This is a genomic window from Streptomyces sp. CAI-85 (assembly GCF_013363615.1).
GTDB classification, from domain to species: Bacteria; Actinomycetota; Actinomycetes; order Streptomycetales; family Streptomycetaceae; genus Streptomyces; species Streptomyces antibioticus_B.
In genome coordinates this window covers 1-21,455 of record NZ_JAANNX010000051.1, presented here as the reverse complement: position 1 = coordinate 21,455, position 21,455 = coordinate 1, and the positions used below count along the sequence as shown (strand labels likewise).

The window sequence follows — 21,455 nt, the reverse complement described above, 5'->3', positions numbered from 1 at the left end:
GTGTTGGTGGAAAAACACGATTCGCCGTGGGGGCGGGGGTTGTCGTACGACCTCAGGCCGTGTGTGGCTGGTCGCGCAGTTCCCCGCGCCCCTGAGTAGGCCATCGCATGCCGTTGACCTGCCCAGGTTCGTCTCCGATGACGTACCGCACCCTGCGGCCGTGGACGCGCCTCGCCGGGGCTCGGCAGCCCCTGGGGCGGCAGCCGCGCGCGAGGCGGGCGTACCGGTCCACGGTCGTCATGGTGGGAGTCATCGGGGCAAGCCTAGCGAAGGATCAGCCGCGGCCGTGCCGGAGGGCCGGGTGCTCGCCCGCCGCCACCAGGTCGGAGACCGCGGACCTGGGGTCCTTGCCGGTGACCAGGGACTCGCCGACCAGCACGGCGTCGGCGCCGGCGTTGGCGTACGCGATCAGGTCGTGCGGGCCGCGGATGCCGGACTCGGCGATCTTGACGAGGTGGGCGGGGATCTCGGGGGCGACCCGCTCGAAGGTGGAGCGGTCGACCTTGAGGGTCTTGAGGTTGCGGGCGTTGACCCCGATGACCTTGGCGCCCGCGTCCACCGCGCGCTCGACCTCCTCCTCGTCGTGCACCTCGACCAGCGGGGTGAGACCGATGGAGACGGCCCGCTCGATGAGGGACTCCAGGGCCGGCTGGTCCAGGGCGGCGACGATCAGCAGCGCGAGGTCGGCGCCGTACGCGCGGGCCTCCCAGAGCTGGTACGAGGTGACGATGAAGTCCTTGCGCAGCACGGGGATGTCCACCCGCGCGCGGACCGCCTCCAGGTCGGCGAGGGAGCCGCCGAAGCGGCGCTGTTCGGTGAGGACGGAGATGACGGCGGCGCCGCCCGCCTCGTAGTCGGCGGCCAGTCCGGCCGGGTCGGCGATGGCGGCCAGGGCGCCCTTGGAGGGGCTGGACCGCTTGACCTCGCAGATCACCTTGACGCCGTCGCCGCGCAGGGCGGCCGCGCCGTCCTTGGCCGCGGGGGCCTTCGCCGCGCGCTCCTTCAGCTCGTCGAGGCTGACGCGCGCCTGCCGCTCCGCGAGGTCGGCACGGACTCCGTCGATGATCTCGTCGAGCACACTCACGCGAGCGGCCCCCTTCCGAGGGTTGACGGTCGGCTGAGCGATCCAGCGACCAGGGAACGAATGGAACAGATGGTCACTGCGATGGTATCCGCCAGAAGGCGAAGCCCTCGCATCCGGTTGACGCCGGTCCCACCACCTGGACGTTCTCCGGCCCGGTCAGGGATGGAGCCAGCCGCCGAACGGCAGGTTGCGGACCACCGTGAAGACCAGCAGCAACGCGCCGAGCGTCCACAGCCGGACGGGGCTGAGGTCGAGCCGGACCGGGCGTCCGCGGGCCGCGCGGACCACCCAGACGGTCCACAGCACGGCGAACCCCAGATAGCCGACGACGGCGAACGCGTTGGCGTGCAGGGCGGCGCCGAGGTCACCGTGCGCGACGGCGTGGGCGCTGCGCAGTCCGCCGCAGCCGGGGCAGTACAGACCGGTGAGCCGCAGCAGCGGGCAGACCGGGTAGTGGCCGGGTTCGTTGGGGTCGACGGCGCCGACGTAGGCGAAGGCCCCGGCGACGGCCGCGAGGATCCCGGCGGGTACGGCGAGCCGTCCCGCGACCGTTGACGTCACCCGCTGGCTGTCGGCGTTCACGCCTCGCATTGTGCCTCGCGGTGCGGCCACGCGCGCGTGAGGGGCGGCCGGTGTGACACCGGCCGCCCCTCACGCAGGAAGAGTCCGCTCAGCTCTCGGCGCCGGCCGGCTCGCGGGTCGCGGTGACGACCTTGGCGGGGCGGTGGGTCTCGCGCGGCTGGCCGAGGCCGGCCATGCGCATGGCGCCGCCGACCACACCGCCGAGGGCCACGATGACCATGCCGGCCCAGAAGCCCACCGGCTGGGCCATCACCATGAACGCGCCCGAGACGCAGAAACCGATGAAGGCGATGATGACACCGGTCCAGGCGGCCGGGGTGTGTCCGTGGCTGCTGCCCGCCATTGCTTGCTCCTCATTGCTGTCGGGGGGTGTAGGGGCCGGCCCGGTGGGCGCGTCCCGTACGTGTCCTGGCCGGACGTTCGTCGTCCATTGTCCCGTACGCGCGGACGTACCGGACGCGGGGGTGGCCCGCGGTGGCGTCTGATTCACCACATCGGGAGCCGGGGTGCGCACCGGGCGCGACCCGGTGCTCACGCCGGGTCGGCTCCGGTGGGGTCCTCGCCGCGGTCCAGGGCCTTCCACATCTCCTCGGGCCGCTCGGGGTCGGCGGGCCGGGCGGCGCGGCGCGGGCGGGGGGTGCCGTCGCGCTCGTAGCGTCCCGACATGCCGGGCCAGCGGTTGCCGTAGCGCAGGGCGAGCAGGCCGGCCAGCAGGATCAGGGCGCCGCCGGCGACCGCGGCGAAGGGCCAGGCGGTGTAGCCGAAGGAGGCGACGGTGGCCGAGGTGTCGCCGGACACCTTGGCGGCCTGATCCTCGAGCGCGGAGTTGTCGCCGGCGCCGAGCAGGGCGGCGGTGACGATGCCGGCGCCGGAGAGCGTCAGCAGCACGGAGACGGCGAGGCGGCCGGTGCGGCGCACGGCGAAGACGGCGACGAGCGCGGCGAGGCCCACTATCGCGAGCGCGGCGGGCACGCCGGTGACGTCACTGCCGTCGGCGGTCAGCCGGAAGGCGCCGCCGGGCACCGAGGCCCAGCCCCGTGACCAGGGCTGCCGGGTGGACAGCAGGGCCATGGCCGCGCCCAGCGCACCGCTCAGCAGCGCGAGGGCGAGGCTGCGGCGGCCGGACCGCGTGGGGGCGGTTTCGGATCGGGGGGGAGGTACGGCAGCAGTCACGTAGACCACTATCGCCTGAACCCCGGGCGAACCGTCACCCGGGGCCGACGTGAGACGCGCCCTATTTTCCACCGCCGGGAGTGCCGCCCGGGGTGCCGGGCGCGGTGCCGGGCCCGGCACCGCGCGTGCCGAGCCGGTTCGCCGTGTGGACGGCGCGCAGCACGGCGGCGGCCTTGTTGCGGCACTCCTGGTCCTCGGCGGCCGGGTCGGAGTCGGCGACGACGCCCGCGCCGGCCTGGACGTAGGCGGTGCCGTCGCGCAGCAGGGCCGTCCGGATGGCGATGGCGGTGTCGGAGTCGCCGGCGAAGTCGAGGTAGCCGACGCAGCCGCCGTACAGGCCGCGGCGGGCGGGTTCGAGTGCGTCGATGATCTGCATGGCGCGCGGCTTGGGGGCGCCGGAGAGGGTGCCGGCCGGGAAGCAGGCGGTGAGGACGTCGAAGGCGGTGCGGCCGGGGGCGACCTTGCCGGTGACGGTGGAGACGATGTGCATGACGTGCGAGTACCGCTCGACGGACATGAAGTCGACGACCTCGACGGAGCCCGGTTCGCAGACCCGCCCGAGGTCGTTGCGGCCGAGGTCGACGAGCATCAGGTGCTCGGCGCGCTCCTTGGGGTCGGCGAGGAGTTCCTCCGCGAGGGCCTGGTCCTCCTGCGGGGTGGCGCCGCGGTGCCGGGTGCCGGCGATGGGGTGGACCATGGCCCGGCCGTCCTCGACCTTGACCAGGGCCTCCGGGGAGGAGCCCACGACGTCGAAGCCGTCGAAGCGGAACAGGTACATGTACGGCGAGGGGTTGGTGGCCCGCAGCACCCGGTAGACGTCCAGCGCGCTCGCCGTGCAGGACGTCTCGAAGCGCTGCGAGGGGACCACCTGGAACGCCTCGCCCGCGCGGATGCGCTCCTTGATGTCCTCGACGGCCCGCTGGTAGTCGGGGCCGCCCCAGCGGGCGGTGTACTCGGGCAGTTCGGAGGGCGGCAGGACGGCGGGCGGCTGGGCCACCGGGCGGGAGAGGTCGGCCTCCATGGCGTCCAGCCGGGCCACGGCGTCCGCGTACGCCTCGTCGACGCCGGTGTCGAGGTCGTTGTGGTTGATCGCGTTGGCGATCAGCAGGACTGAGCCCTCCCAGTGGTCCATGACGGCGAGGTCGCTGGTCAGGAGCATGGTCAGCTCGGGCAGCCGCAGGTCGTCGTGGTCGCCGGGGCCGATCTTCTCCAGGCGGCGGACGATGTCGTAGCCGAGGTAGCCGACCATGCCGCCGGTGAAGGGCGGCAGGTCCTCCTGGTGGGGGGTGTGCAGGGCCTCGATGGTGGCGCGCAGGGCGGCCAGCGGGTCGCCGTCGACGGGGACGCCGACGGGCGGGGTGCCCAGCCAGTGCGCCCGGCCGTCGCGGGCGGTGAGGGTGGCGGCGGAGCGGACGCCGACGAAGGAGTACCGGGACCACGAACGGCCGTTCTCCGCGGACTCCAGGAGGAAGGTGCCGGGCCGTTCGGCGGCGAGCTTGCGGTAGAGCGCGACCGGGGTGTCGCCGTCGGCGAGCAGCTTGCGGGTGACCGGGATGACCCGGCGGTCGCCGGCCAGCTTGCGGAACGTGTCGAGGTCCATGGCGGCGACCTTACTGATCCGTGGCGGACACGCCGGAATCGGCGTTCCCGATCAGGACATCGGCGTCGAAGCAGGTGCGGGCGCCGGTGTGGCAGGCGGCGCCGACCTGGTCGACCTTGACCAGCACGGTGTCGGCGTCGCAGTCGAGGGCGACGGACCTGACCCACTGGAAGTGGCCCGAGGTGTCGCCCTTGACCCAGTACTCCTGGCGGCTGCGCGACCAGTAGGTGCAGCGGCCGGTGGTCAGGGTGCGGTGCAGCGCCTCGTCGTCCATCCAGCCCAGCATGAGCACCTCTCCGGTGTCGTACTGCTGGGCGATGGCGGGGACGAGCCCGTCGGCGCTGCGCTTGAGGCGCGCGGCGATGGCGGGGTCCAGGCTGCTGGGCGGGGGCGTGCTGGTCATGGGTGCCATTGTGCCGCGCGCCACGGACGGTGACGGCCCGTTGTCCACAGGGTGGAAGGGGCCGCGGGCCGGGTGGGCGGAGTCGTTACGCGGTCGTAGGCTGACTCCATGTCGACTTTCGCCAAGCGTGAACGGCTTCTGCTCGCCGACCTCTTGGAGACCGCCGGTCCCGAGGCGCCGACCCTGTGCGAGGGCTGGCTGACCCGGGACCTGGCCGCGCACGTGGTGGTGCGCGAGCGCCGTCCGGACGCGGCCGGGGGCATCCTGATCAAACAGCTCGCGACCCGGCTCGACCGGGTGATGGAGGAGTTCGCCGCCAAGCCGTACGAGGAGCTGATCCAGCTCATCAGGACCGGCCCGCCGCGGTTCTCGCCGTTCGCCCTCAAGCAGGTCGAGGAGATGTCGAACACCATCGAGTTCTATGTGCACACCGAGGACGTCCGGCGCGCCCAGCGCGACTGGTCGCCGCGCGAGCTGGACCCGGTCTTCCAGGACGCCCTGTGGAGCCGGCTGGAGCGCAGCGCGCGGCTGATGGGCCGCTCCGCCCCGACCGGTCTGGTGCTGCGCCGCGCGGACGGCCGCACGGTGGTCGCCAACCGGGGCACCCCGGTGGTGACGGTGACCGGCGAGGCGTCGGAGCTGCTGCTGTTCCTCTACGGCCGGCAGAGCGCCGCCCAGGTGGAACTGGACGGCGACAAGGAGGCCGTGGAGAAGCTCCACGACGGCCGGCAGCTCGGGATCTGAGGGATCCGAGCGCCTGGCCGGGTCCGGTTCAGCGCACCGGGTGTCCGGCCTCTCCCAGGGCCTGCTTGACCTGGCCGATGCGCAGGTCGCCGAAGTGGAAGACGGAGGCGGCCAGGACCGCGTCGGCGCCGGCGCCGACCGCCGGGGCGAAGTCGGCGAGCTTGCCGGCGCCGCCGGAGGCGATCACCGGGATCGTGACGTGCTTGCGCACGGCGGCGATCATCTCCAGGTCGTAGCCGTCCTTGGTGCCGTCGGCGTCCATCGAGTTCAGCAGTATCTCGCCGGCGCCCAGCTCGGCGGCCCGGTGCGCCCATTCGACGGCGTCGATGCCGGTGCCCTTGCGGCCGCCGTGGGTGGTGACCTCGAAGCCGCCGGACGGGGTGCGCCGGGCGTCCACCGAGAGCACCAGGACCTGGCTGCCGAAGCGTTCGGCGATCTCCTGGATCAGCTCGGGCCGGGCGATCGCGGCGGTGTTGACGCCCACCTTGTCGGCGCCCGCCCGCAGCAGCTTGTCCACGTCGGCCGGGGTGCGCACGCCGCCGCCGACGGTCAGCGGGATGAACACCTGCTCGGCAGTGCGGCGCACCACGTCGTAGGTGGTCTCGCGGTTGCCGGAGGACGCGGTGATGTCCAGGAAGGTCAGTTCGTCGGCGCCCTCGGCGTCGTAGACCTTGGCCATCTCGACGGGGTCGCCGGCGTCCCTCAGGTTCTGGAAGTTGACGCCCTTGACGACCCGGCCGGCGTCCACGTCCAGGCAGGGGATGACTCGTACGGCCAGGGTCATGACGAGGACCCTCCTCGGTAGGCCTCGACCTCGACCTCGACGACCAGGCTGGGGTCGACGAGACCGGAGACGATGATCATGGTGGCGGCGGGCCGGACGGTGTCGAACAGCTCCTTGTGGGCGCGTCCGACCTCGTCCACGTCCCGCGCGTGGGTGACGTACATCCGGGTGCGTACGACGTCGTCGCGGCCGAGGCCGAGCTGCTCCAGCGCCGAGAACGCGACGTTGAAGGCGTTGACCGTCTGCTCGTAGGGGCCTCCCCCGGCGATCTCGCCGGCCACCACGGAGGTGCAGCCGGCGACCAGCACCAGGCCGTTCGGCAGTTCCACCGCGCGGGAGTAGCCGAACTGCTCCTCCCAGGGCGCGCCGGTGGTCACCCGGCGTACGTCGCTCACGCCGCCACCGCCCGCAGCGCCTCTTCCAGGGTGAACGCCTCGGCGTACAGCGCCTTGCCGACGATGGCGCCCTCGACCCCGAGGGGGACCAGACCTGCGAGGGCGCGCAGGTCGTCCAGGGACGACACGCCGCCGGAGGCCACGACGGGGCGGTCGGTGGCGGCGCACACGTTCTTCAGGAGGTCCAGGTTGGGGCCCTGGAGGGTGCCGTCCTTGGCGATGTCGGTGACGACGTACCGCGCGCAGCCCTCCTGGTCCAGGCGGGCCAGCGTCTCGTAGAGGTCGCCGCCGTCCCGGGTCCAGCCGCGGCCGCGCAGGGTGGTGCCCCGGACGTCCAGTCCGACGGCGATCTTGTCGCCGTGCTCGGCGATGACCTTGGCGACCCACTCGGGGGTCTCCAGGGCGGCCGTGCCGAGGTTGACCCGGGTGCAGCCGGTGGCGAGGGCGGCGGCGAGGGTGGCGTCGTCGCGGATGCCGCCGGACAGCTCGACCTGGATGTCCATGGCCCGGGTGACCTCGGCGACCAGCGAGCGGTTGTCGCCGGTGCCGAACGCGGCGTCCAGGTCGACCAGGTGCAGCCACTCGGCGCCCGCCGACTGCCAGGCCAGCGCCGCCTCCAGCGGGGAGCCGTACGAGGTCTCCGTGCCGGACTCGCCGTGCACGAGACGAACGGCCTGGCCGTCCCGGACGTCGACGGCGGGGAGGAGTTCGAGCTTGCTCACAGGGTTCCGATCCAGTTGGTGAGGAGCTGGGCTCCGGCGTCGCCGGACTTCTCGGGGTGGAACTGGGTGGCCCACAGGGCGCCGTTCTCCACGGCGGCCACGAAGGGCTCGCCGTGCGTCGACCAGGTCACCTTGGGAGCGCGGATCGACGGGTTGTGCACTTCGAGGGACCAGTCGTGGACGGCGTAGGAGTGCACGAAGTAGTAGCGCGCGTCGGCGTCGAGGCCGGCGAAGAGTTCGGAGCCGGCCGGGGCGTCGACGGTGTTCCAGCCCATGTGGGGGACGATCTCGGCCTTGAGCGGTCCGACCGTGCCGGGCCATTCGTCGAGGCCCTCGGTCTCCACGCCGTGCTCGATGCCCCGGGCGAACAGGATCTGCATGCCGACGCAGATGCCCAGGACCGGGCGGCCGCCGGACAGCCGGCGGTCGATGATCCAGTCGCCGCGCGCCTCGCGCAGCCCGCGCATACAGGCGGCGAAGGCGCCGACGCCGGGGACCAGCAGCCCGTCGGCGTTCATGGCCGCGTCGAAGTCACGGGTGATCTCGACGTCGGCGCCGGTGCGGGCCAGGGCGCGTTCGGCGGAGCGGACGTTGCCGAAGCCGTAGTCGAAGACGACGACCTTCTTCGGTGTGCCGGTGGCCGCGCTCAACTCCACACCCCCAGCCGCATCACACCGGCGACGAGACACATCCCGGAGCCGATCGACAGCAGCACGACCAGGCTCCTGGGCATGTCCTGCTTGACGAAGGAGTAGATGCCGCCGGCCAGGAAGAGCCCGACGACGATCAGCAGGGTGGACAGCCCGTTCACAGCGCGCCCTTCGTGGAGGGGAGGATGCCGGCCGCGCGCGGGTCGCGCTCGCTGGCGTAGCGCAGGGCCCGGGCCAGCGCCTTGAACTGGCACTCCACGATGTGGTGCGCGTTGCGCCCGTAGGGCACGTGCACGTGCAGCGCGATCTGGGCCTGGGCCACGAAGGACTCCAGGATGTGCCGGGTCATCGTGGTGTCGTACTCGCCGATCATCGGCGCCATCTTCTCGGGCTCGGTGTGCACGAGGTAGGGGCGGCCGGAGAGGTCGACGGTGACCTGGGCGAGGGACTCGTCCAGCGGGACCGTGCAGTTGCCGAAGCGGTAGATGCCGACCTTGTCGCCGAGCGCCTGCTTGAAGGCGGCGCCGAGGGCGAGGGCGGTGTCCTCGATGGTGTGGTGCGAGTCGATGTGCAGATCGCCGTCGGTCTTCACGCTCAGGTCGAACAGACCGTGCCGGCCGAGCTGGTCGAGCATGTGGTCGTAGAAGCCGACGCCGGTGGCGATGTCGGTCTTGCCGGTGCCGTCGAGGTCGATCTCGACGAGGACCGAGGTCTCCTTGGTGGTGCGCTGCACGCGTCCTGTGCGGCTCATGCGTCAAGCTCCTTCTTCAAGTCCCTCACCGCGTCGAGGAACGCGTCGTTCTCTTCGGGGGTTCCGGCGGTGACCCGCAGCCAGCCGGGCACGCCGTTGTCCCGGACCAGGACGCCGCGGTCGAGGATCCGCCGCCACACGTCGTGGGCGTCGGCGAAGCGGCCGAACTGGACGAAGTTGGCGTCCGAGGCGGTGACCTCGTAGCCGGCCGCCAGCAGTTCGGCCACCAGCCGGTCGCGCTCCGACTTGAGCTGTTCGACGTACTTCAGCAGGGTGCCGGTGTGCTCCAGGGCGGCCAGCGCGGTCGCCTGGGTGACGGCCGAGAGGTGGTACGGCAGCCGGACGAGCTGGACGGCGTCCACGACGGCCGGGTGCGCGGCGAGGTAGCCGAGGCGCAGCCCGGCCGCGCCGAACGCCTTCGACATCGTCCGGGAGACGACGAGATGCGGCCGGCCTTCGAGCAGCGGCAGCAGCGAGTCGCCGTGGCTGAACTCGATGTACGCCTCGTCCACCACGACCATCGACGGCTTCGCCGTCTGCGCGGCCTCGTACAGCGCGAGGACCGTCTCGGCCGGGACGGCGGTGCCGGTGGGGTTGTTGGGGGTGGTGACGAAGACGACGTCGGGGCGGTGCTCGGCGATCGCCTTCTCGGCGGCCGCGAGGTCGATGGTGAAGTCGTCGTTGCGCGGCCCGGAGATCCAGCCGGTGCCGGTGCCGCGCGCGATGAGCGCGTGCATCGAGTACGACGGTTCGAAGCCGATCGCCGTGCGGCCGGGGCCGCCGAAGGTCTGGAGGAGCTGCTGGAGGACCTCGTTGGAGCCGTTGGCGGCCCAGACGTTACCGAGGCCGACCGCGTGCCCGGAGGTGTCCGTGAGATACCGGGCGAGCTGCGTGCGCAGTTCGACGGCGTCACGGTCCGGGTACCGGTTGAGGTCCCGGGCGGCCTCGCGGACCCGCTCCGCGATCCGGTCGACCAGCGCCTCGGGCAGCGGGTAGGGGTTCTCGTTGGTGTTCAGCCGGACGGGGACGTCCAACTGGGGTGCGCCGTAGGGGGACTTGCCGCGCAGCTCGTCCCGTACGGGGAGATCGTCGATGCCGGTCACTTGCCCTCGGGAACCTTCCAACTGAATCGAGCCTTGATCGCCGCGCCGTGCGCGGGCAGGTCCTCCGCCTCGGCCAGGGTCACCACGTGGTGCGCGACGTCGGCCAGCGCGTCCCGCGTGTAGTCCACGATGTGGATGCCGCGCAGGAAGGACTGGACGGACAGGCCGGAGGAGTGGCAGGCGCAGCCGCCGGTGGGCAGCACATGGTTGGAGCCGGCCGCGTAGTCGCCGAGGGAGACGGGCGCCCAGGGGCCGACGAAGACCGCGCCCGCGTTGCGCACCCGGTCGGCGACCGCGGCGGCGTCGGCCGTCTGGATCTCCAGGTGCTCGGCGCCGTACGCGTCGACCACCCGCAGGCCCTCCTCGACGCCGTCGACCAGGACGATCGCGGACTGCCGGCCGCTCAGCGCCGGGACGATCCGGTCGTCGATGTGCCGGGTGGCCGCGATCTGCGGTTCCAGCTCCTTCTCGACCGCGTCCGCCAGCTCGACGGAGTCGGTGACGAGGACGGCCGCGGCGAGCGGGTCGTGCTCGGCCTGGCTGATCAGGTCGGCGGCGACGTGCACCGGGTCGGCGCCCGCGTCGGCCAGGATCGCGATCTCGGTCGGGCCCGCCTCGGCGTCGATGCCGATCCGGCCGGTGTAGTAGCGCTTGGCGGCGGCGACCCAGATGTTGCCGGGGCCGGTGACCATGGTGGCGGGCGGGCAGGACTCGGTGCCGTGGGCGAACATCGCGACGGCGGTGGCGCCGCCGGCCGCGTACACCTCGTCGACGCCCAGCAGGGCGCAGGCCGCGAGGATGGTGGGGTGCGGCAGGCCGTCGAACTCGGCCTGGGCCGGGGAGGCCAGCGCGACGGACGGGACGCCGGCCTCTTGGGCGGGCACCACGTTCATCACCACGGAGGACGGGTAGACCGAGCGGCCGCCGGGCGCGTACAGCCCGACCCGGTCGACGGGAACCCACTTCTCGGTCACGCTGCCGCCGGGCACGACCTGCGTCGTGTGGGTCGTACGGCGCTGGGCGCGGTGCACGAGGCGGGCGCGGCGGATCGACTCCTCCAGGGCCGCGCGCACGGCCGGGTCCAGCTCCTCCAGGGCGCGGGCGAGGGCCTCGGCGGGCACCCGGACCTGCTCCAGCTTCACGCCGTCGAACTTCTCCGCGAAGTCGATCAGCGCCGCGTCGCCCCGATGATGCACGGCCTCGCAGATCGGACGCACCTTCTCCAGGGCGGCCGCGACGTCGAAGTCGGCACGGGGCAGCAGGTCGCGCAGGGCGGGTCCCTCGGGGAGGGCGTCGCCGCGCAGATCGATTCGGGAGATCACGCGGTCAATTCTCTCAGACCGGGATCGGGCACCGTCCGCGCGTATCAATGGCTGATACAGAACGTGGCCGGAACCCGGAAGACCGCCTTCACGTCCTGCGTTCGGGACGTCACCCAGCGGGCACAACGGCTGTGCGCGACCCGAGTGACCGACGGTGACCGAGGGGGTGACGGGGGATGACGGGTGGGACCGACGGGGCGGACGGCGTCCGCGCCGGCGATCTGCCGGACGACCTGACCGCGGCCGAGGCCGGGATGTGGCAGGCGTTCCGCAACGGCAGCGTCTACGACCTGAGCGACGGCGACTCGGTCGTCGACGATCCGCACGGCGGGCATCCGTGGGGGCCCGAGCGCACGGTGCGGGCGCGGATCGTGGCCTGGCTGCTGCTGGACGGGCCGCCCGCGCTGGACGGCCGGGTGGCCTCGCTGAAGCTGGCCGGCGTGCGGATCAGCGACAGCCTGGACCTGGCGGGCGGCACCGTGGTGCCGTACGTGGAGATGAAGCGCTGCCGGTTCGACCGGGACGTGCTGCTGCCGGAGGCGCGGTTCACGACCGTGCGGATGGTCGACTGCTCGGTGCCGCGCCTGGAGGCGGCCCGGGTGCACACCGAGGGCGATCTGCATCTGCCGCGCTGCCGCTTCCACAACGGCGTGCGGCTCACCGACGCGCACATCGGCACGGACCTGCTGCTCAACCAGGCGATCGTGTACCGCGACCGGACCGGCCGCTCGATCGCCGCCGACGGGATGACGGTCGGCCAGGACCTCCAGGCCGAGATGCTGGAGTCGCACGGCGAACTGAGCCTGCGCAGCGCCAAGATCGGCGTGTCGCTGAGCCTGCGCGGCGCGCGGCTGGCCAACCCGTACACCCGGCTGGCGCTGAACGCGCCCCAGATGACGGTGGAGCGCTCGCTGTATCTGACCCCGGCCGGGGTCGGCGGGCAGGCGCTGAGCGGGGCGACGCCCGCGCGCGGGACGCGCATCCAGCGCTTCGAGTGCCGGGGCGGGCTGCGCCTGGACGACGGGCGGTTCGGGGACGCCGTCGACCTGGAGCGGGCCCGGTTCGTCCTCACCGACGAGCAGGAGCTGTCGCTGCGCCGGGTGCAGACGCCCGAGCTGCGCTTCCTCGGGGAGCGGCCGCCGCGCGGCAAGGTGGTGCTGTCCGGCGCCCGGGTGGTCACCCTGGTGGACCGGGCGAGCGCCTGGCCGGGCCCGGGCAATCTGCACATGGGCGGCTTCGCGTACGAGAACCTGGTGCCGCAGGGCCCGTTCCCGCTGGCCGAGCGGCTGAGCTGGGTCGCCGCGTCGACCGCCGAGTACGCCCCGGAGCCGTACGAGCGGCTGGCGACCGTGCTGCGCAACGGCGGGGAGGACGAGGACGCCCGCGAGGTGCTGCTCGCCAAGCAGCGCCGGCGCCGCGAGACGCTGCCGCCGGCCGCGAAGTTCTGGGGGTACGCGCAGGACTGGACGGTGGCCTACGGGTACCGGCCGGGCCGGGCGGCGGTGTGGATGGCGCTGCTGTGGGCGGCCGGCTCGGTGGCCTTCACGCACTCCGCGCCGCCGCCGGTCAGCCGCGAGGGGCATCCGCAGTGGAACCCGACGCTGTTCGCGCTCGATCTGCTGCTGCCGGTGATCGACCTGGGCCAGGCCAACCAGTGGCGGCTGACCGGGGGCTGGCAGTGGCTGGCGACGGCCCTGATCCTGCTCGGCTGGATCCTGGCGACCACGGTGGCGACGGGGGCGACCCGGACGCTTCGGCGGGACTGACCTGCGCGGCGGCCGGACGAGGGGGCTGTCACCTGCGGGTTTGACCGACCGTGTCCGCCCGCTCACTTTTACCGGTCCTTGACCTTCGGCCGTACAACTTTCCGCAGGTTGCCGTTGCCCTCTGGCGCAACCCCCACCTGCGGCTTTCAATGGTCGGCACCATGGCTCTGCTGCCCCCGTTCATCCGCGCCCCCCGGCTCAGCCGGACGGCCCGGACCGCCGCCGCCCCCCGCCGCGCCGCCGATGGGCTCCCCGCCGACGACGAGGTGCTGCTCGACGTGCCCGACGACCGGCTCGGCCCGGTGCTGGTCGCGGCCGCGCGGGACGCCCACGAGCCCGCCGCCCGGCTGCTGGCCCACACCCGGGAGCGGGCCGAGTGGGAGTACCGGGACCGGTACGTGACCCGTCTGGCGGCCTTCGCCCGCTCCCGCCCGGAGTGGCTGGAGACCTGGCGGGCCGCCGCGCCCCGCGACCCGGACGTGCTGCTGCTGACCGCCCAGCGCGCGGTGGACCACGCCTGGCGCTCGCCCGCCCGGGCCGAGCTGCTGCGCGAGGTGAGCCCGCTGATCACCGCGGCCGCGGGCAGCGACGTCCGTGACCCGGTGCCGTGGCGGATCGCCCTGGACCACGCCCGCGGCAGCCGCGCCGGGCACAAGTACTTCGGCGAGCTGTGGGAGGCGGCGGTGCGGCGCGCCCCGCACCACTACGGCTGCCATGTGGCCGCCAAGCGCTATCTGGCCCAGTCCTGGCACGGCTCGCACCGCGAGTGCTTCGACTTCGCCGACCGGGCCGCGCAGGACGCCCCGGCCGGCTCCCTGGTCCAGGCCCTGCCGGTGCGGGCGGCCTTCGCCTATCTGACCGACGGCTGCGGCCCCGACGTGCCCCGCGACCGGCTGGACGCGGCGGCCGACCGGGCGATCGCGCTCTCCGCGCGCTTCCCGGCGGTCGACCCCTGGCCGGCCGAGATCCGCAATCTGCTGGTGTACGTCCTGGTCCGGTTGCACCGCCGCGAGGACGCCCTCGCCCAACTGCGGCTGATCGGCCCGTACGCCACGTCCTTCCCCTGGAGCCGGCTGTCGGACGATCCGCTGGGCCACTTCCTGGCGGTGCGCGAGGAGGTGCGCTCGGGCCGCTGGACCCCGTCCGCGCAGCCCCCACCACGTCCGCGGGTCGGTCACGGCGACCGAGCGCACTCCGAGGACCACTAGGCTTCTACGCCGTGACCATCGTCCGTCTGCCGCTCTTCCCCCTGAACTCGGTGCTGTTCCCGGGGTTGGTGCTTCCGTTGAACGTCTTCGAGGAGCGCTATCGCGCCATGATGCGCGACCTGCTGAAGACCCCCGAGGAGGAACCGCGCCGGTTCGCCGTCGTGGCGATCCGCGACGGCCACGAGGTGGCGCCGAGCGCGCCGGGGATGCCGGACCCGACGGCACTGCCGGAGCGCGGGCCCGCGGCCGGCTTCGGTGACGATCCGCTCAAGACGTTCCACGGCACCGCCTGTGTGGCCGACGCGGCGACCGTCCGGGAGCGGGCCGACGGCACCTTCGAGGTGCTGGCGACCGGCACGACCCGGGTCCGGCTGCTGTCCGTGGACTCCTCGGGGCCGTTCCTGACGGCCGAGCTGGAGGAACTCCCGGAGGCGCCGGGCGACGAGGCGGGCGCTCTCGCGGAGGGGGTGCTGCGGGCCTTCCGGCAGTACCAGAAGCGTCTGGCGGGCGCCCGGGAACGCTCGCTGGCGACCGGCGCCGACCTCCCGGACGACCCGTCGGTGGTGTCGTACCTGGTGGCCGCCGCGATGATGCTGGACACCCCGACCAAGCAGCGGCTGCTCCAGGCCCCGGACACGGCCTCCCGGCTGCGGGACGAGCTGACACTGCTGCGCACGGAGACGGCGATCCTGCGCAATCTGCCCTCCCTGCCCGCGGCGGAACTGACCCGCGGGCCGACGAGCCTGAACTGAAGCAGCCCGGACCGAGAAGGCACCGCATGGCGAAGAAGTCCAAGAAGCAGCAGCAGCCCGGCGGCACACCCGCGACCGTGGCCCTGACCTCGGCGGGCGTGGAGTTCACCGTCCACGCCTACGACCACGACCCGGGCCATCCGTCCTACGGCGAGGAGGCGGCCGAGGCGATGGGCGTCTCCCCCGACCGGGTGTTCAAGACCCTGGTCGCGGACGTGGACGGCACCCTGACCGTCGCCGTGGTCCCGGTGGCGGGCTCGCTGGACCTCAAGGCACTGGCGTCGGCGGTCGGCGGCAAGAAGGCGGCCATGGCCGACCCCACCCTGGCCGAACGCACCACCGGCTACGTCCGCGGCGGCATCTCCCCCCTGGGCCAGCGCAAGAAGCTCCCCACGGTCCTGGACACCTCGGCGACGAACCACCCCACGATCTGCGTCTCGGCGGGCCGCCGCGGCCTGGAGGTGGAACTGCCCCCGAACACCCTGGCCGACCTGACGAACGCGACCCTCTCCCCCATCGCCCGCACCACCACCAGCCCGTCCGGCGCTTGAGGACGAGGCCCGTCCAGGGCCGAAAAGGGGGGTCTGGGGGCACAGCCCCCAGGGACGGGACGGGAAGGGGCGGCGGGGGCGAAAAACAGCCCCTACTTCAACGGCGCCCCATATCCGTCCTTAGGCACCGCCGGCGCGAACGGATCCGGATCCCGCGGCCCGAACAACGCCGTCAACCCCAGATGCACCACCAGCGCCGCCAACGACCACGCCAGCAACGCCCCCTTCGCCCCCAGCTTCAGCGGCGCGGAGAACGTGACCCCCTCCCCCGCCGCCCGCGCCCGCGCGATCACGTCGGACCCGGGCCCGAGCCACAGCCCGAACCGCCACGCCAGCAGCGACCCCAGCAGCCCGCCCACGGCGAGCGCCACCACCAGCGGCACACCCCCGCGCCGCCGCCACAGGAACACCGCCGCCGCGCTCACCGCGCCGAAGCCCAGCGCCAGCAGCGTGAACGTGCCGTCCACGCCGACGGCCTGCTCGCCCTCGGTGTCCTTGAGGTAGACCACCCAGCCGCCGTTCACCACGTCACCGACGAGCGGCACCTTCGGCGTCAGCCACTCCCACAGCACGCCGAGCAGCGCCCCGGACAGGGCGACGGCCAGGGTGATCAGGGCGGCTTCGCGCAGTTCGGTCTTCATCCCGGGCCCGTCCTGTCCGTACGGGGAGACGGGGGGCACGGCCCCCACGCGCGCGTACCCGCCCGGCGGCGGCCAGGCATCCTGCGAGGAGGGCTCGTGCGGCGGCGGGGGCGGAGTCAGCGGTGCGGTCACCATGACATCGTGCCAGGCCGGGCCGCGCGGCGCGTCATCGGACGGCGGCCCGCCGGTACGCCCAGGTGGCGACGGCCAGCGAGACGACCCCGACGCCCGCGCAGACGGCGAGGTCCCCGAGGACGAACGCCCAGTCGGGATCCGGCCCGAAGGTCCGGGCGAAGGCTTCGACGCCGTACGTCGACGGCAGCAGGTCGCGGGTGAAGCGCACCGCCTCCGGCATCCGGTCCGGCGGCAGCACGCCGAGCAGCAGCGCCGCGGACATGCCGAGCTGGCCGAGCACGGTGGCCAGCTCCGGCCGGGGCGCGAGCAGCCCGAAGGCCGCCCCGAGTCCGGACAGCGCGGCGCCCGCGAGCGGGATCACGGCGGCGAGGATCCACAGATGGGTCAGCGGCAGCCCGAACAGCACACAGCCGAAGACCGCGGTGACCAGGGTCCCGGGCACGGTGAAGGAGGCGTAGGCGCCGGCCGCGCCGAGCACCACGGCGGCGGGCGGCACGGGCAGGGTGGCGTAGTGGTCGAGGCCGCCGCTGGCCCGGAGCTGCCCGAAGTACTGGGCGAGCAGGTTCAGCGCGACGAAGGCGACGACGAGCACGGCGGACCCGGCGACGACCGCCTCGGCCTCGCGGCCGCCGTCCACCACGCCGCGCATCATGATCAGGATGCCGACGGACTGGAAGGTGGCCACGAACAGCAGCGGGATCCGCGCCACCCGGGCCCGGGAGAGCTGCGCGCGGTAGACGGCCACCAGCGACGGCCACAGCCGCGCGCGCGGCGCCAGCTCGGCCGCGGCGCGCACCGGCGGCTGCGCGACGGCCCGGGCGCTGCCCGGCAGAACCTCGGCGGGTACGACACTCACGTGGCGCTGCTCCTCTTCCCTACGGCTCTCTCTGCCGTCCCATACGGACCCGAAGACCTCCGCGCTCACGTCCGCACCAGTCCCGCGCGTGCCGCCCCGCCCAGCGCCAGGTAGACGTCCTCCAGGCTGGGGGTGGCCAGGGTGAAGTCGTCGAGGGCGGCGAAGGCGGCGCCGCCGGTGACGGTGGCGACGATGGCGCGGGCCTCGTCGGGGGCCAGCCGCAGGGTCCAGCGGCGCCCCGACTCCTGTGCGCGTTCGCGGAGCGCGGCGACCTCGGGCACGTCCAGCGGTGCCCGTTCCCGCCACACCAGTTCCACCCGGACCTCGCCGGCCACCTGTTCCTTGAGTCCGGCGGGCGTGTCGCAGGCGATGACACGGCCCTTGTCGAGGACGGCGACCCGGTCGAGGACGGTCTCGGCCTCGATGACGTTGTGGGTGACGAGCAGGACTGTGGTGCCGCGTTCGGCCCGCCGCCGGTCGACGGCGCCCCAGACGGCGCGCCGTGCCACCGGGTCCATGCCGGTCGTCGGTTCGTCCAGGACGAGCAGCGGCCGTTCCCCGACGAGCGCGGTGGCGAAGCAGGCCAGCCGGCGCTGTCCGCCGGAGAGCTTGCGCAGCGGCCGTCCGGCGAGCGGGGTGAGCCCCAGTTCGTCGAGGACGGCGTCGCGTTCCCGGCGGGCCTCGCGGACGTCGAGGCCGCGCAGCCGTGCGGTGGTCTCGGCGGCGAGGGACACGGTGAGTTCGTCCAGGGCGCTGGACTCCTGGCCCAGGTAGGCGAGGATCCGGGCGGCCCGTTCGGGGTGGCGCACGATGTCGTGGCCGAGGATCTCCACGCTGCCGGTGTCGGGCCGCATCAGCCCGGTGAGCTGGCGGACGAGGGTGGACTTGCCGGCGCCGTTCGGCCCGAGCAGTCCGAAGATCTCGCCGCGCCGGATGTCGAGCCCCACGCCGTCGGTGGCCCGGACCTCGGGGGTGGCGGGGGCGCCGCGGCGGCCGCGGACGGCCGGGTAGGTCTTGGTCAGCCCGCGTACGGCACACACGACCTCGTCCCTGGGCCGGATTGCCGTTGCCGCGCGCGTACTCACAAGGGACGAGCCTAAGGGGTCGGGGAGGTCCGCTCGCGGTCGGGTCGGCCCGGATGCCCGGTTCAGTCCCCCGCGGGGGCGTGCTCGGCGGCGGTACGGACGTCGATCTCACGCCAGAAGCCCGCCCGGATGGCGTAACGGTCGTGTTCGTCGATCTGGTCGTCCTTGTGGGCGAGCAGACCGAAGCGGGCGGCGTAGCGCAGCAGCTCGCCGTCGATGCGGTGCGGGATGCGCGGGTACATGCCGGACAGCTTCTGGAAGTGGCTCTGGTCGCCCAGGCGTCCCATCCACCGCCGGGCGAAGACCTGTCCGACCTCGAAGGGGTCGCCGCCGACGGTGGTGATGTCCTCCTCGCGGTCGGCCCAGCGCTGCTCGGCGGTGGTGAGCTGGGCGAGGGTGGGCATCGAGGCGACCTCGGGCGGTTCGGCCGCGGTGCCGGGCCGGTCGACCCAGCCCTTGTCGGAGGACCAGCGCAGGGTGGCGGTCGAGGGGTGCGGCGCGGAGTGGGCGCCGGGGGCGCGCAGGGCGGCCAGGTCCTTGGGGGTCGGTACGCCCTTGGCGGTGGGAGCGCGCTCGGGCGCGCCGTGCTCGGGGCGGGGCGCGCCGGCGGCGTGGTCGCCCTCCTCGGCGCCGTGGTCGGGGCCGGGGGCGAGGCCGGTGTCGGGCAGCGGCGCGGAGAGGATCGCGGCGATCTCGGGCCGGGGCACGGGCGGCGGCGCGCACACCCCGCCGAGTTCCTTGGCGCGGACGGCCTTGGTGATCCAGGTGCGGTCCAGGACGCGTCGTTCGTCGGCCTCGGCGACGAGGTCCTCGGACTGGTTGTAGTCGCCGTCGGCGGCCTGGACGGCCCACAGGTGGACGGCGACGCCGTGTTCCTTGGCGGCCATCATGCCGGGCAGCAGATCGCCGTCGCCGGTGACGAGGACGACGTCGGAGCAGGCGCGGTTGCGGGCGAGTTCGGTGAGTTCGGCGTGCATCGCGGCGTCCACGCCCTTCTGGGCCCAGCGGCCGTCGCTGCGGGTCAGGGCGCCGAGGCGGACGGTGACCCGGGGCATCACGCGCAGCCGGCGGTGCTCGGGCTGGGGGACGCGGTCGGGGGCGCCGTCGAACCAGTAGATGCGCAGCAGGGGCCGTTCGGTGTCGGACTCGGCCTGTTCGCGCAGGCCCTGGACGAGGGCGGAGTGGTCGACGGTGATGCGGGAGCGCGAGGGTTCCCCGGCGAGGAGACTCGCGGCGGCCCCCAGCAGATACCCGGCGTCCACCAGGACGATGCAGCGGTCCACACGACTCACCCTCTTCCCGGGAGGTTTGCTTCGGGCTTCCTTCGAGTCTGCCCGACCGCGCGGAGGTTAACGGCCCGAACTCGATCTTCGGCGTGGCGTTTCGGGCCGGTGCGCTCCGAGAACCCCTGTCACAGACGGTAATTATCCGACATGCACCTTAGGTCAGCGTATGTGAATCTGGTCCCGGCCCTGGTCCCTACATCCCCCGCAGGAGGCAGATCCCCATGGCCAAGAACAAGAAGCAGGACCGTAAACAGCCGCAGTCCGAACGTGGTCAGCAGCAGGCGCAGCAGTCCTCGATGCAGGACCAGGCCGAGCATCGGCTCTCCCAGGTGACGCCCGCGGACGTCGCCCGCAAGGGCCGGCAGAAGAGGTTCGGCCACAACTGACGTACGGCCGACGGGCTGTTGCAGCCCGGGCACACCGAGGGGCGCATCCATGACCGGATGCGCCCCTCGGTGCTGACGGCGGGTGGACGGCGGCGGGTCAGCCCGCCAGGCAGGACGGGCCGAGCAGCACCTTGAGGTCGCCGAAGAGCGCCGGGTCGGGCTTGACCCGGTGCCGGTCCAGACGCAGCACGGTGGTCTTCGTCGGGCCCTGGAGCCTGATGCGGACCTCGCTGTCGCCCCGGTGGTGGGTGAGGATCTCGCCGAGCCGGGAGACCATCGGCGGGGTGACGCGGGTGGCCGGGATGGTGAGGATCACCGGCGCGTTGGTGCCCGCGTTGGACAGGTCGGGGACCGTCAGTTCCATCGCGACCAGCCGCGGGACGTCCTCGCGCTTGTCGAGGCGGCCCTTGACGAACACCACGGCGTCCTCGACGAGTTGGGTCGAGACGAGCTGGTAGGTCGCCGGGAAGAACATGCACTCGATGGAGCCCGCGAGGTCCTCGACGGTGGCGATCGCCCAGGCGTTGCCCTGCTTGGTCATCTTGCGCTGGAGGCCGGAGATGATGCCGCCGATGGTGACGACCGCGCCGTCCGCGTGCTCACCGCCGGTGAGCTGGGCGATGCCCGCGTCCGCCTTGTCGGACAGGACGTGCTCCAGACCGAACAGCGGGTGGTCGGAGACGTACAGGCCGAGCATCTCGCGCTCCTGCGCGAGCAGATATGTCTTGTCCCACTCGTCCTCGGTGAAGACGACGTCGAGTCCGAAGCCGGGTTCGTCGTTCTCCTCCTCGCCCATGCCGCCGAAGAGGTCGAACTGCCCCTCTGCCTCCTTGCGCTTGACCGCGACCACGTTGTCGATCATCGGCTCGAAGTGGGCGGTGAGGCCCTTGCGGGTGTGGCCGAGGGTGTCGAAGGCGCCCGCCTTGATCAGCGACTCGGTGGTGCGCTTGTTGCAGGCGACGGCCTCGACCTTGTCGAGGTAGTCGGGGAAGGAGGCGTACTTCCCCTTGGCCTTGCGGCTCCTGATGATCGACTCCACCACGTTGGTGCCGACGTTGCGCACGGCCTCCAGTCCGAAGAGGATCACGTCGTCGCCCTGGGCGGCGAAGTTGTGCACCGACTCGTTGACGTTCGGCGGGAGCACCTTGATGCCCATGCGGCGGCACTCGTTGAGGTAGACGGCCGACTTGTCCTTGTCGTCCTTGACCGAGGTGAGCAGTCCGGCCATGTACTCGGCGGGGTGGTTCGCCTTGAGGTAGGCGGTCCAGTAGGAGACCAGTCCGTACGCGGCGGAGTGCGCCTTGTTGAAGGCGTAGCCGGCGAACGGCACCAGCACGTCCCACAGGGCCTGGATCGCCTCGTCGCTGTAGCCCTTGTCGCGGGCGCCCTTCTGGAAGAGGACGAAGTTCTTCGCCAGTTCGTCGGGCTTCTTCTTGCCCATCACGCGGCGCAGGATGTCGGCCTCGCCGAGCGAGT

Annotated in this window: 26 protein-coding genes; 6 read left to right on the top strand and 20 right to left on the bottom strand. The window is 73.0% G+C overall.

Annotation, left to right across the window (positions count from 1 at the left end):
- Positions 1–52: 52 nt before the first annotated feature.
- The 7 genes from trpM to hisI all read right to left on the bottom strand — a co-directional run bounded on the left by trpM (position 53) and on the right by hisI (position 4,842).
- Positions 53–253 (bottom strand): tryptophan biosynthesis modulator TrpM, encoded by a 201-nt coding sequence (gene trpM, locus G6W55_RS39475; protein ID WP_085208591.1) that lies wholly within the window; start codon positions 251–253, stop codon positions 53–55.
- A 21-nt stretch (positions 254–274) separates the two neighbouring features.
- Complete coding sequence (gene trpC, locus G6W55_RS30400) at positions 275–1,084, bottom strand: indole-3-glycerol phosphate synthase TrpC (RefSeq protein WP_175523965.1); 810 nt, start codon at positions 1,082–1,084, stop codon at positions 275–277.
- A gap of 156 nt (positions 1,085–1,240) precedes the next feature.
- Positions 1,241–1,675 (bottom strand): DUF2752 domain-containing protein, encoded by a 435-nt coding sequence (locus tag G6W55_RS30395; protein ID WP_175523964.1) that lies wholly within the window; start codon positions 1,673–1,675, stop codon positions 1,241–1,243.
- 79 nt (positions 1,676–1,754) lie between these two features.
- Positions 1,755–2,009, bottom strand: coding sequence for an HGxxPAAW family protein (locus G6W55_RS30390; protein ID WP_085208594.1), 255 nt, complete (start codon positions 2,007–2,009; stop codon positions 1,755–1,757).
- 188 nt (positions 2,010–2,197) lie between these two features.
- The gene (locus tag G6W55_RS30385; protein WP_175523963.1) at positions 2,198–2,848 is read right to left on the bottom strand and encodes a TIGR02234 family membrane protein; all 651 of its coding nucleotides are present in this window, start codon (positions 2,846–2,848) and stop codon (positions 2,198–2,200) included.
- Positions 2,849–2,900: 52 nt separating this feature from the next.
- Positions 2,901–4,439 (bottom strand): anthranilate synthase component I, encoded by a 1,539-nt coding sequence (locus tag G6W55_RS30380; RefSeq protein ID WP_175523962.1) that lies wholly within the window; start codon positions 4,437–4,439, stop codon positions 2,901–2,903.
- 10 nt (positions 4,440–4,449) lie between these two features.
- Positions 4,450–4,842 carry a phosphoribosyl-AMP cyclohydrolase gene (gene hisI, locus G6W55_RS30375; protein WP_175523961.1) on the bottom strand — a complete coding sequence of 131 codons (393 nt, stop codon included), beginning with the start codon at positions 4,840–4,842 and terminating at the stop codon, positions 4,450–4,452.
- Positions 4,843–4,950: 108 nt separating this feature from the next.
- On the opposite strand from hisI, the gene G6W55_RS30370 reads away from it, so the two are divergent.
- Complete coding sequence (locus G6W55_RS30370; protein WP_030794027.1) at positions 4,951–5,586, top strand: TIGR03085 family metal-binding protein; 636 nt, start codon at positions 4,951–4,953, stop codon at positions 5,584–5,586.
- A 28-nt stretch (positions 5,587–5,614) separates the two neighbouring features.
- Here the strand turns inward: G6W55_RS30370 and hisF are convergent, their stop codons facing one another.
- The 8 genes from hisF to hisD are packed head-to-tail and all read right to left on the bottom strand — an operon-like array spanning position 5,615 to position 11,313.
- A complete protein-coding gene (hisF, locus tag G6W55_RS30365; protein ID WP_030794030.1) occupies positions 5,615–6,370 on the bottom strand; it encodes an imidazole glycerol phosphate synthase subunit HisF in 756 nt (251 codons plus the stop codon).
- Positions 6,367–6,765 carry a RidA family protein gene (locus G6W55_RS30360; protein WP_175523960.1) on the bottom strand — a complete coding sequence of 133 codons (399 nt, stop codon included), beginning with the start codon at positions 6,763–6,765 and terminating at the stop codon, positions 6,367–6,369. The genes hisF and G6W55_RS30360 overlap by 4 nt, the downstream gene beginning before the upstream one ends.
- Complete coding sequence (priA, locus tag G6W55_RS30355; protein ID WP_175523959.1) at positions 6,762–7,487, bottom strand: bifunctional 1-(5-phosphoribosyl)-5-((5-phosphoribosylamino)methylideneamino)imidazole-4-carboxamide isomerase/phosphoribosylanthranilate isomerase PriA; 726 nt, start codon at positions 7,485–7,487, stop codon at positions 6,762–6,764. Before priA ends, G6W55_RS30360 begins: the two co-directional genes overlap by 4 nt.
- Positions 7,484–8,137, bottom strand: coding sequence for an imidazole glycerol phosphate synthase subunit HisH (gene hisH, locus G6W55_RS30350; protein ID WP_217687573.1), 654 nt, complete (start codon positions 8,135–8,137; stop codon positions 7,484–7,486). Before hisH ends, priA begins: the two co-directional genes overlap by 4 nt.
- Complete coding sequence (locus tag G6W55_RS30345) at positions 8,134–8,298, bottom strand: hypothetical protein (protein ID WP_030794040.1); 165 nt, start codon at positions 8,296–8,298, stop codon at positions 8,134–8,136. Before G6W55_RS30345 ends, hisH begins: the two co-directional genes overlap by 4 nt.
- Positions 8,295–8,888 carry an imidazoleglycerol-phosphate dehydratase HisB gene (gene hisB, locus G6W55_RS30340; RefSeq protein ID WP_030794043.1) on the bottom strand — a complete coding sequence of 198 codons (594 nt, stop codon included), beginning with the start codon at positions 8,886–8,888 and terminating at the stop codon, positions 8,295–8,297. Before hisB ends, G6W55_RS30345 begins: the two co-directional genes overlap by 4 nt.
- Positions 8,885–9,991 (bottom strand): histidinol-phosphate transaminase, encoded by a 1,107-nt coding sequence (locus tag G6W55_RS30335; protein ID WP_175523957.1) that lies wholly within the window; start codon positions 9,989–9,991, stop codon positions 8,885–8,887. Before G6W55_RS30335 ends, hisB begins: the two co-directional genes overlap by 4 nt.
- The gene (gene hisD, locus G6W55_RS30330) at positions 9,988–11,313 is read right to left on the bottom strand and encodes a histidinol dehydrogenase (RefSeq protein ID WP_175523956.1); all 1,326 of its coding nucleotides are present in this window, start codon (positions 11,311–11,313) and stop codon (positions 9,988–9,990) included. Before hisD ends, G6W55_RS30335 begins: the two co-directional genes overlap by 4 nt.
- A gap of 176 nt (positions 11,314–11,489) precedes the next feature.
- Between hisD and G6W55_RS30325 the strand changes: the two genes are divergently transcribed.
- The 4 genes from G6W55_RS30325 (at position 11,490) to ybaK (ending at position 15,590) form a co-directional block, all read left to right on the top strand.
- A complete protein-coding gene (locus G6W55_RS30325) occupies positions 11,490–13,079 on the top strand; it encodes an oxidoreductase (protein ID WP_175523955.1) in 1,590 nt (529 codons plus the stop codon).
- Between the two features lie 149 nt (positions 13,080–13,228).
- The gene (locus tag G6W55_RS30320) at positions 13,229–14,287 is read left to right on the top strand and encodes a hypothetical protein (protein ID WP_175523954.1); all 1,059 of its coding nucleotides are present in this window, start codon (positions 13,229–13,231) and stop codon (positions 14,285–14,287) included.
- 11 nt (positions 14,288–14,298) lie between these two features.
- Positions 14,299–15,039, top strand: a complete 741-nt coding sequence (locus tag G6W55_RS30315; RefSeq protein ID WP_175523953.1) for an LON peptidase substrate-binding domain-containing protein — start codon at positions 14,299–14,301, stop codon at positions 15,037–15,039.
- A 26-nt stretch (positions 15,040–15,065) separates the two neighbouring features.
- A complete protein-coding gene (ybaK, locus tag G6W55_RS30310; RefSeq protein ID WP_175523952.1) occupies positions 15,066–15,590 on the top strand; it encodes a Cys-tRNA(Pro) deacylase in 525 nt (174 codons plus the stop codon).
- 92 nt (positions 15,591–15,682) lie between these two features.
- Here ybaK and G6W55_RS30305 read toward each other — a convergent pair whose 3' ends face one another.
- From G6W55_RS30305 to G6W55_RS30290, 4 genes are all read right to left on the bottom strand, one after another.
- Positions 15,683–16,363 carry an AAA family ATPase gene (locus G6W55_RS30305; protein ID WP_175523951.1) on the bottom strand — a complete coding sequence of 227 codons (681 nt, stop codon included), beginning with the start codon at positions 16,361–16,363 and terminating at the stop codon, positions 15,683–15,685.
- A gap of 34 nt (positions 16,364–16,397) precedes the next feature.
- Positions 16,398–17,222, bottom strand: a complete 825-nt coding sequence (locus G6W55_RS30300) for an ABC transporter permease (RefSeq protein ID WP_030794066.1) — start codon at positions 17,220–17,222, stop codon at positions 16,398–16,400.
- A 65-nt stretch (positions 17,223–17,287) separates the two neighbouring features.
- A complete protein-coding gene (locus tag G6W55_RS30295; protein ID WP_175523950.1) occupies positions 17,288–18,262 on the bottom strand; it encodes an ABC transporter ATP-binding protein in 975 nt (324 codons plus the stop codon).
- A gap of 107 nt (positions 18,263–18,369) precedes the next feature.
- Entirely contained in the window at positions 18,370–19,590 is a 1,221-nt protein-coding gene (locus G6W55_RS30290; protein ID WP_175523949.1) for an NYN domain-containing protein, read from the bottom strand.
- A gap of 224 nt (positions 19,591–19,814) precedes the next feature.
- Between G6W55_RS30290 and G6W55_RS30285 the strand changes: the two genes are divergently transcribed.
- On the top strand, positions 19,815–19,979 hold the full coding sequence (locus tag G6W55_RS30285; RefSeq protein WP_175523948.1) for a hypothetical protein: 165 nt from the start codon (positions 19,815–19,817) through the stop codon (positions 19,977–19,979).
- A 97-nt stretch (positions 19,980–20,076) separates the two neighbouring features.
- On the opposite strand, the gene G6W55_RS30280 is transcribed toward G6W55_RS30285, so the two are convergent.
- Positions 20,077–21,455, bottom strand: a 1,379-nt coding sequence (locus G6W55_RS30280; RefSeq protein ID WP_254876502.1) for an OB-fold nucleic acid binding domain-containing protein, incomplete at its 5' end; no start/stop codon positions are given.

Coding starts and splice junctions, on each gene's coding strand:
- G6W55_RS30395 (WP_175523964.1), bottom strand. CDS start 1,675: ATGCGAGGCGTGAACGCCGACAGCCAGCGGGTGACGTCAACGGTCGCG.
- G6W55_RS30390 (WP_085208594.1), bottom strand. CDS start 2,009: ATGGCGGGCAGCAGCCACGGACACACCCCGGCCGCCTGGACCGGTGTC.
- G6W55_RS30325 (WP_175523955.1), top strand. CDS start 11,490: ATGACGGGTGGGACCGACGGGGCGGACGGCGTCCGCGCCGGCGATCTG.
- hisF (WP_030794030.1), bottom strand. CDS start 6,370: ATGACCCTGGCCGTACGAGTCATCCCCTGCCTGGACGTGGACGCCGGC.
- G6W55_RS30380 (WP_175523962.1), bottom strand. CDS start 4,439: ATGGACCTCGACACGTTCCGCAAGCTGGCCGGCGACCGCCGGGTCATC.
- G6W55_RS30285 (WP_175523948.1), top strand. CDS start 19,815: ATGGCCAAGAACAAGAAGCAGGACCGTAAACAGCCGCAGTCCGAACGT.
- trpM (WP_085208591.1), bottom strand. CDS start 253: ATGACTCCCACCATGACGACCGTGGACCGGTACGCCCGCCTCGCGCGC.
- hisI (WP_175523961.1), bottom strand. CDS start 4,842: ATGACCAGCACGCCCCCGCCCAGCAGCCTGGACCCCGCCATCGCCGCG.
- ybaK (WP_175523952.1), top strand. CDS start 15,066: ATGGCGAAGAAGTCCAAGAAGCAGCAGCAGCCCGGCGGCACACCCGCG.
- G6W55_RS30320 (WP_175523954.1), top strand. CDS start 13,229: ATGGTCGGCACCATGGCTCTGCTGCCCCCGTTCATCCGCGCCCCCCGG.
- G6W55_RS30370 (WP_030794027.1), top strand. CDS start 4,951: ATGTCGACTTTCGCCAAGCGTGAACGGCTTCTGCTCGCCGACCTCTTG.
- hisB (WP_030794043.1), bottom strand. CDS start 8,888: ATGAGCCGCACAGGACGCGTGCAGCGCACCACCAAGGAGACCTCGGTC.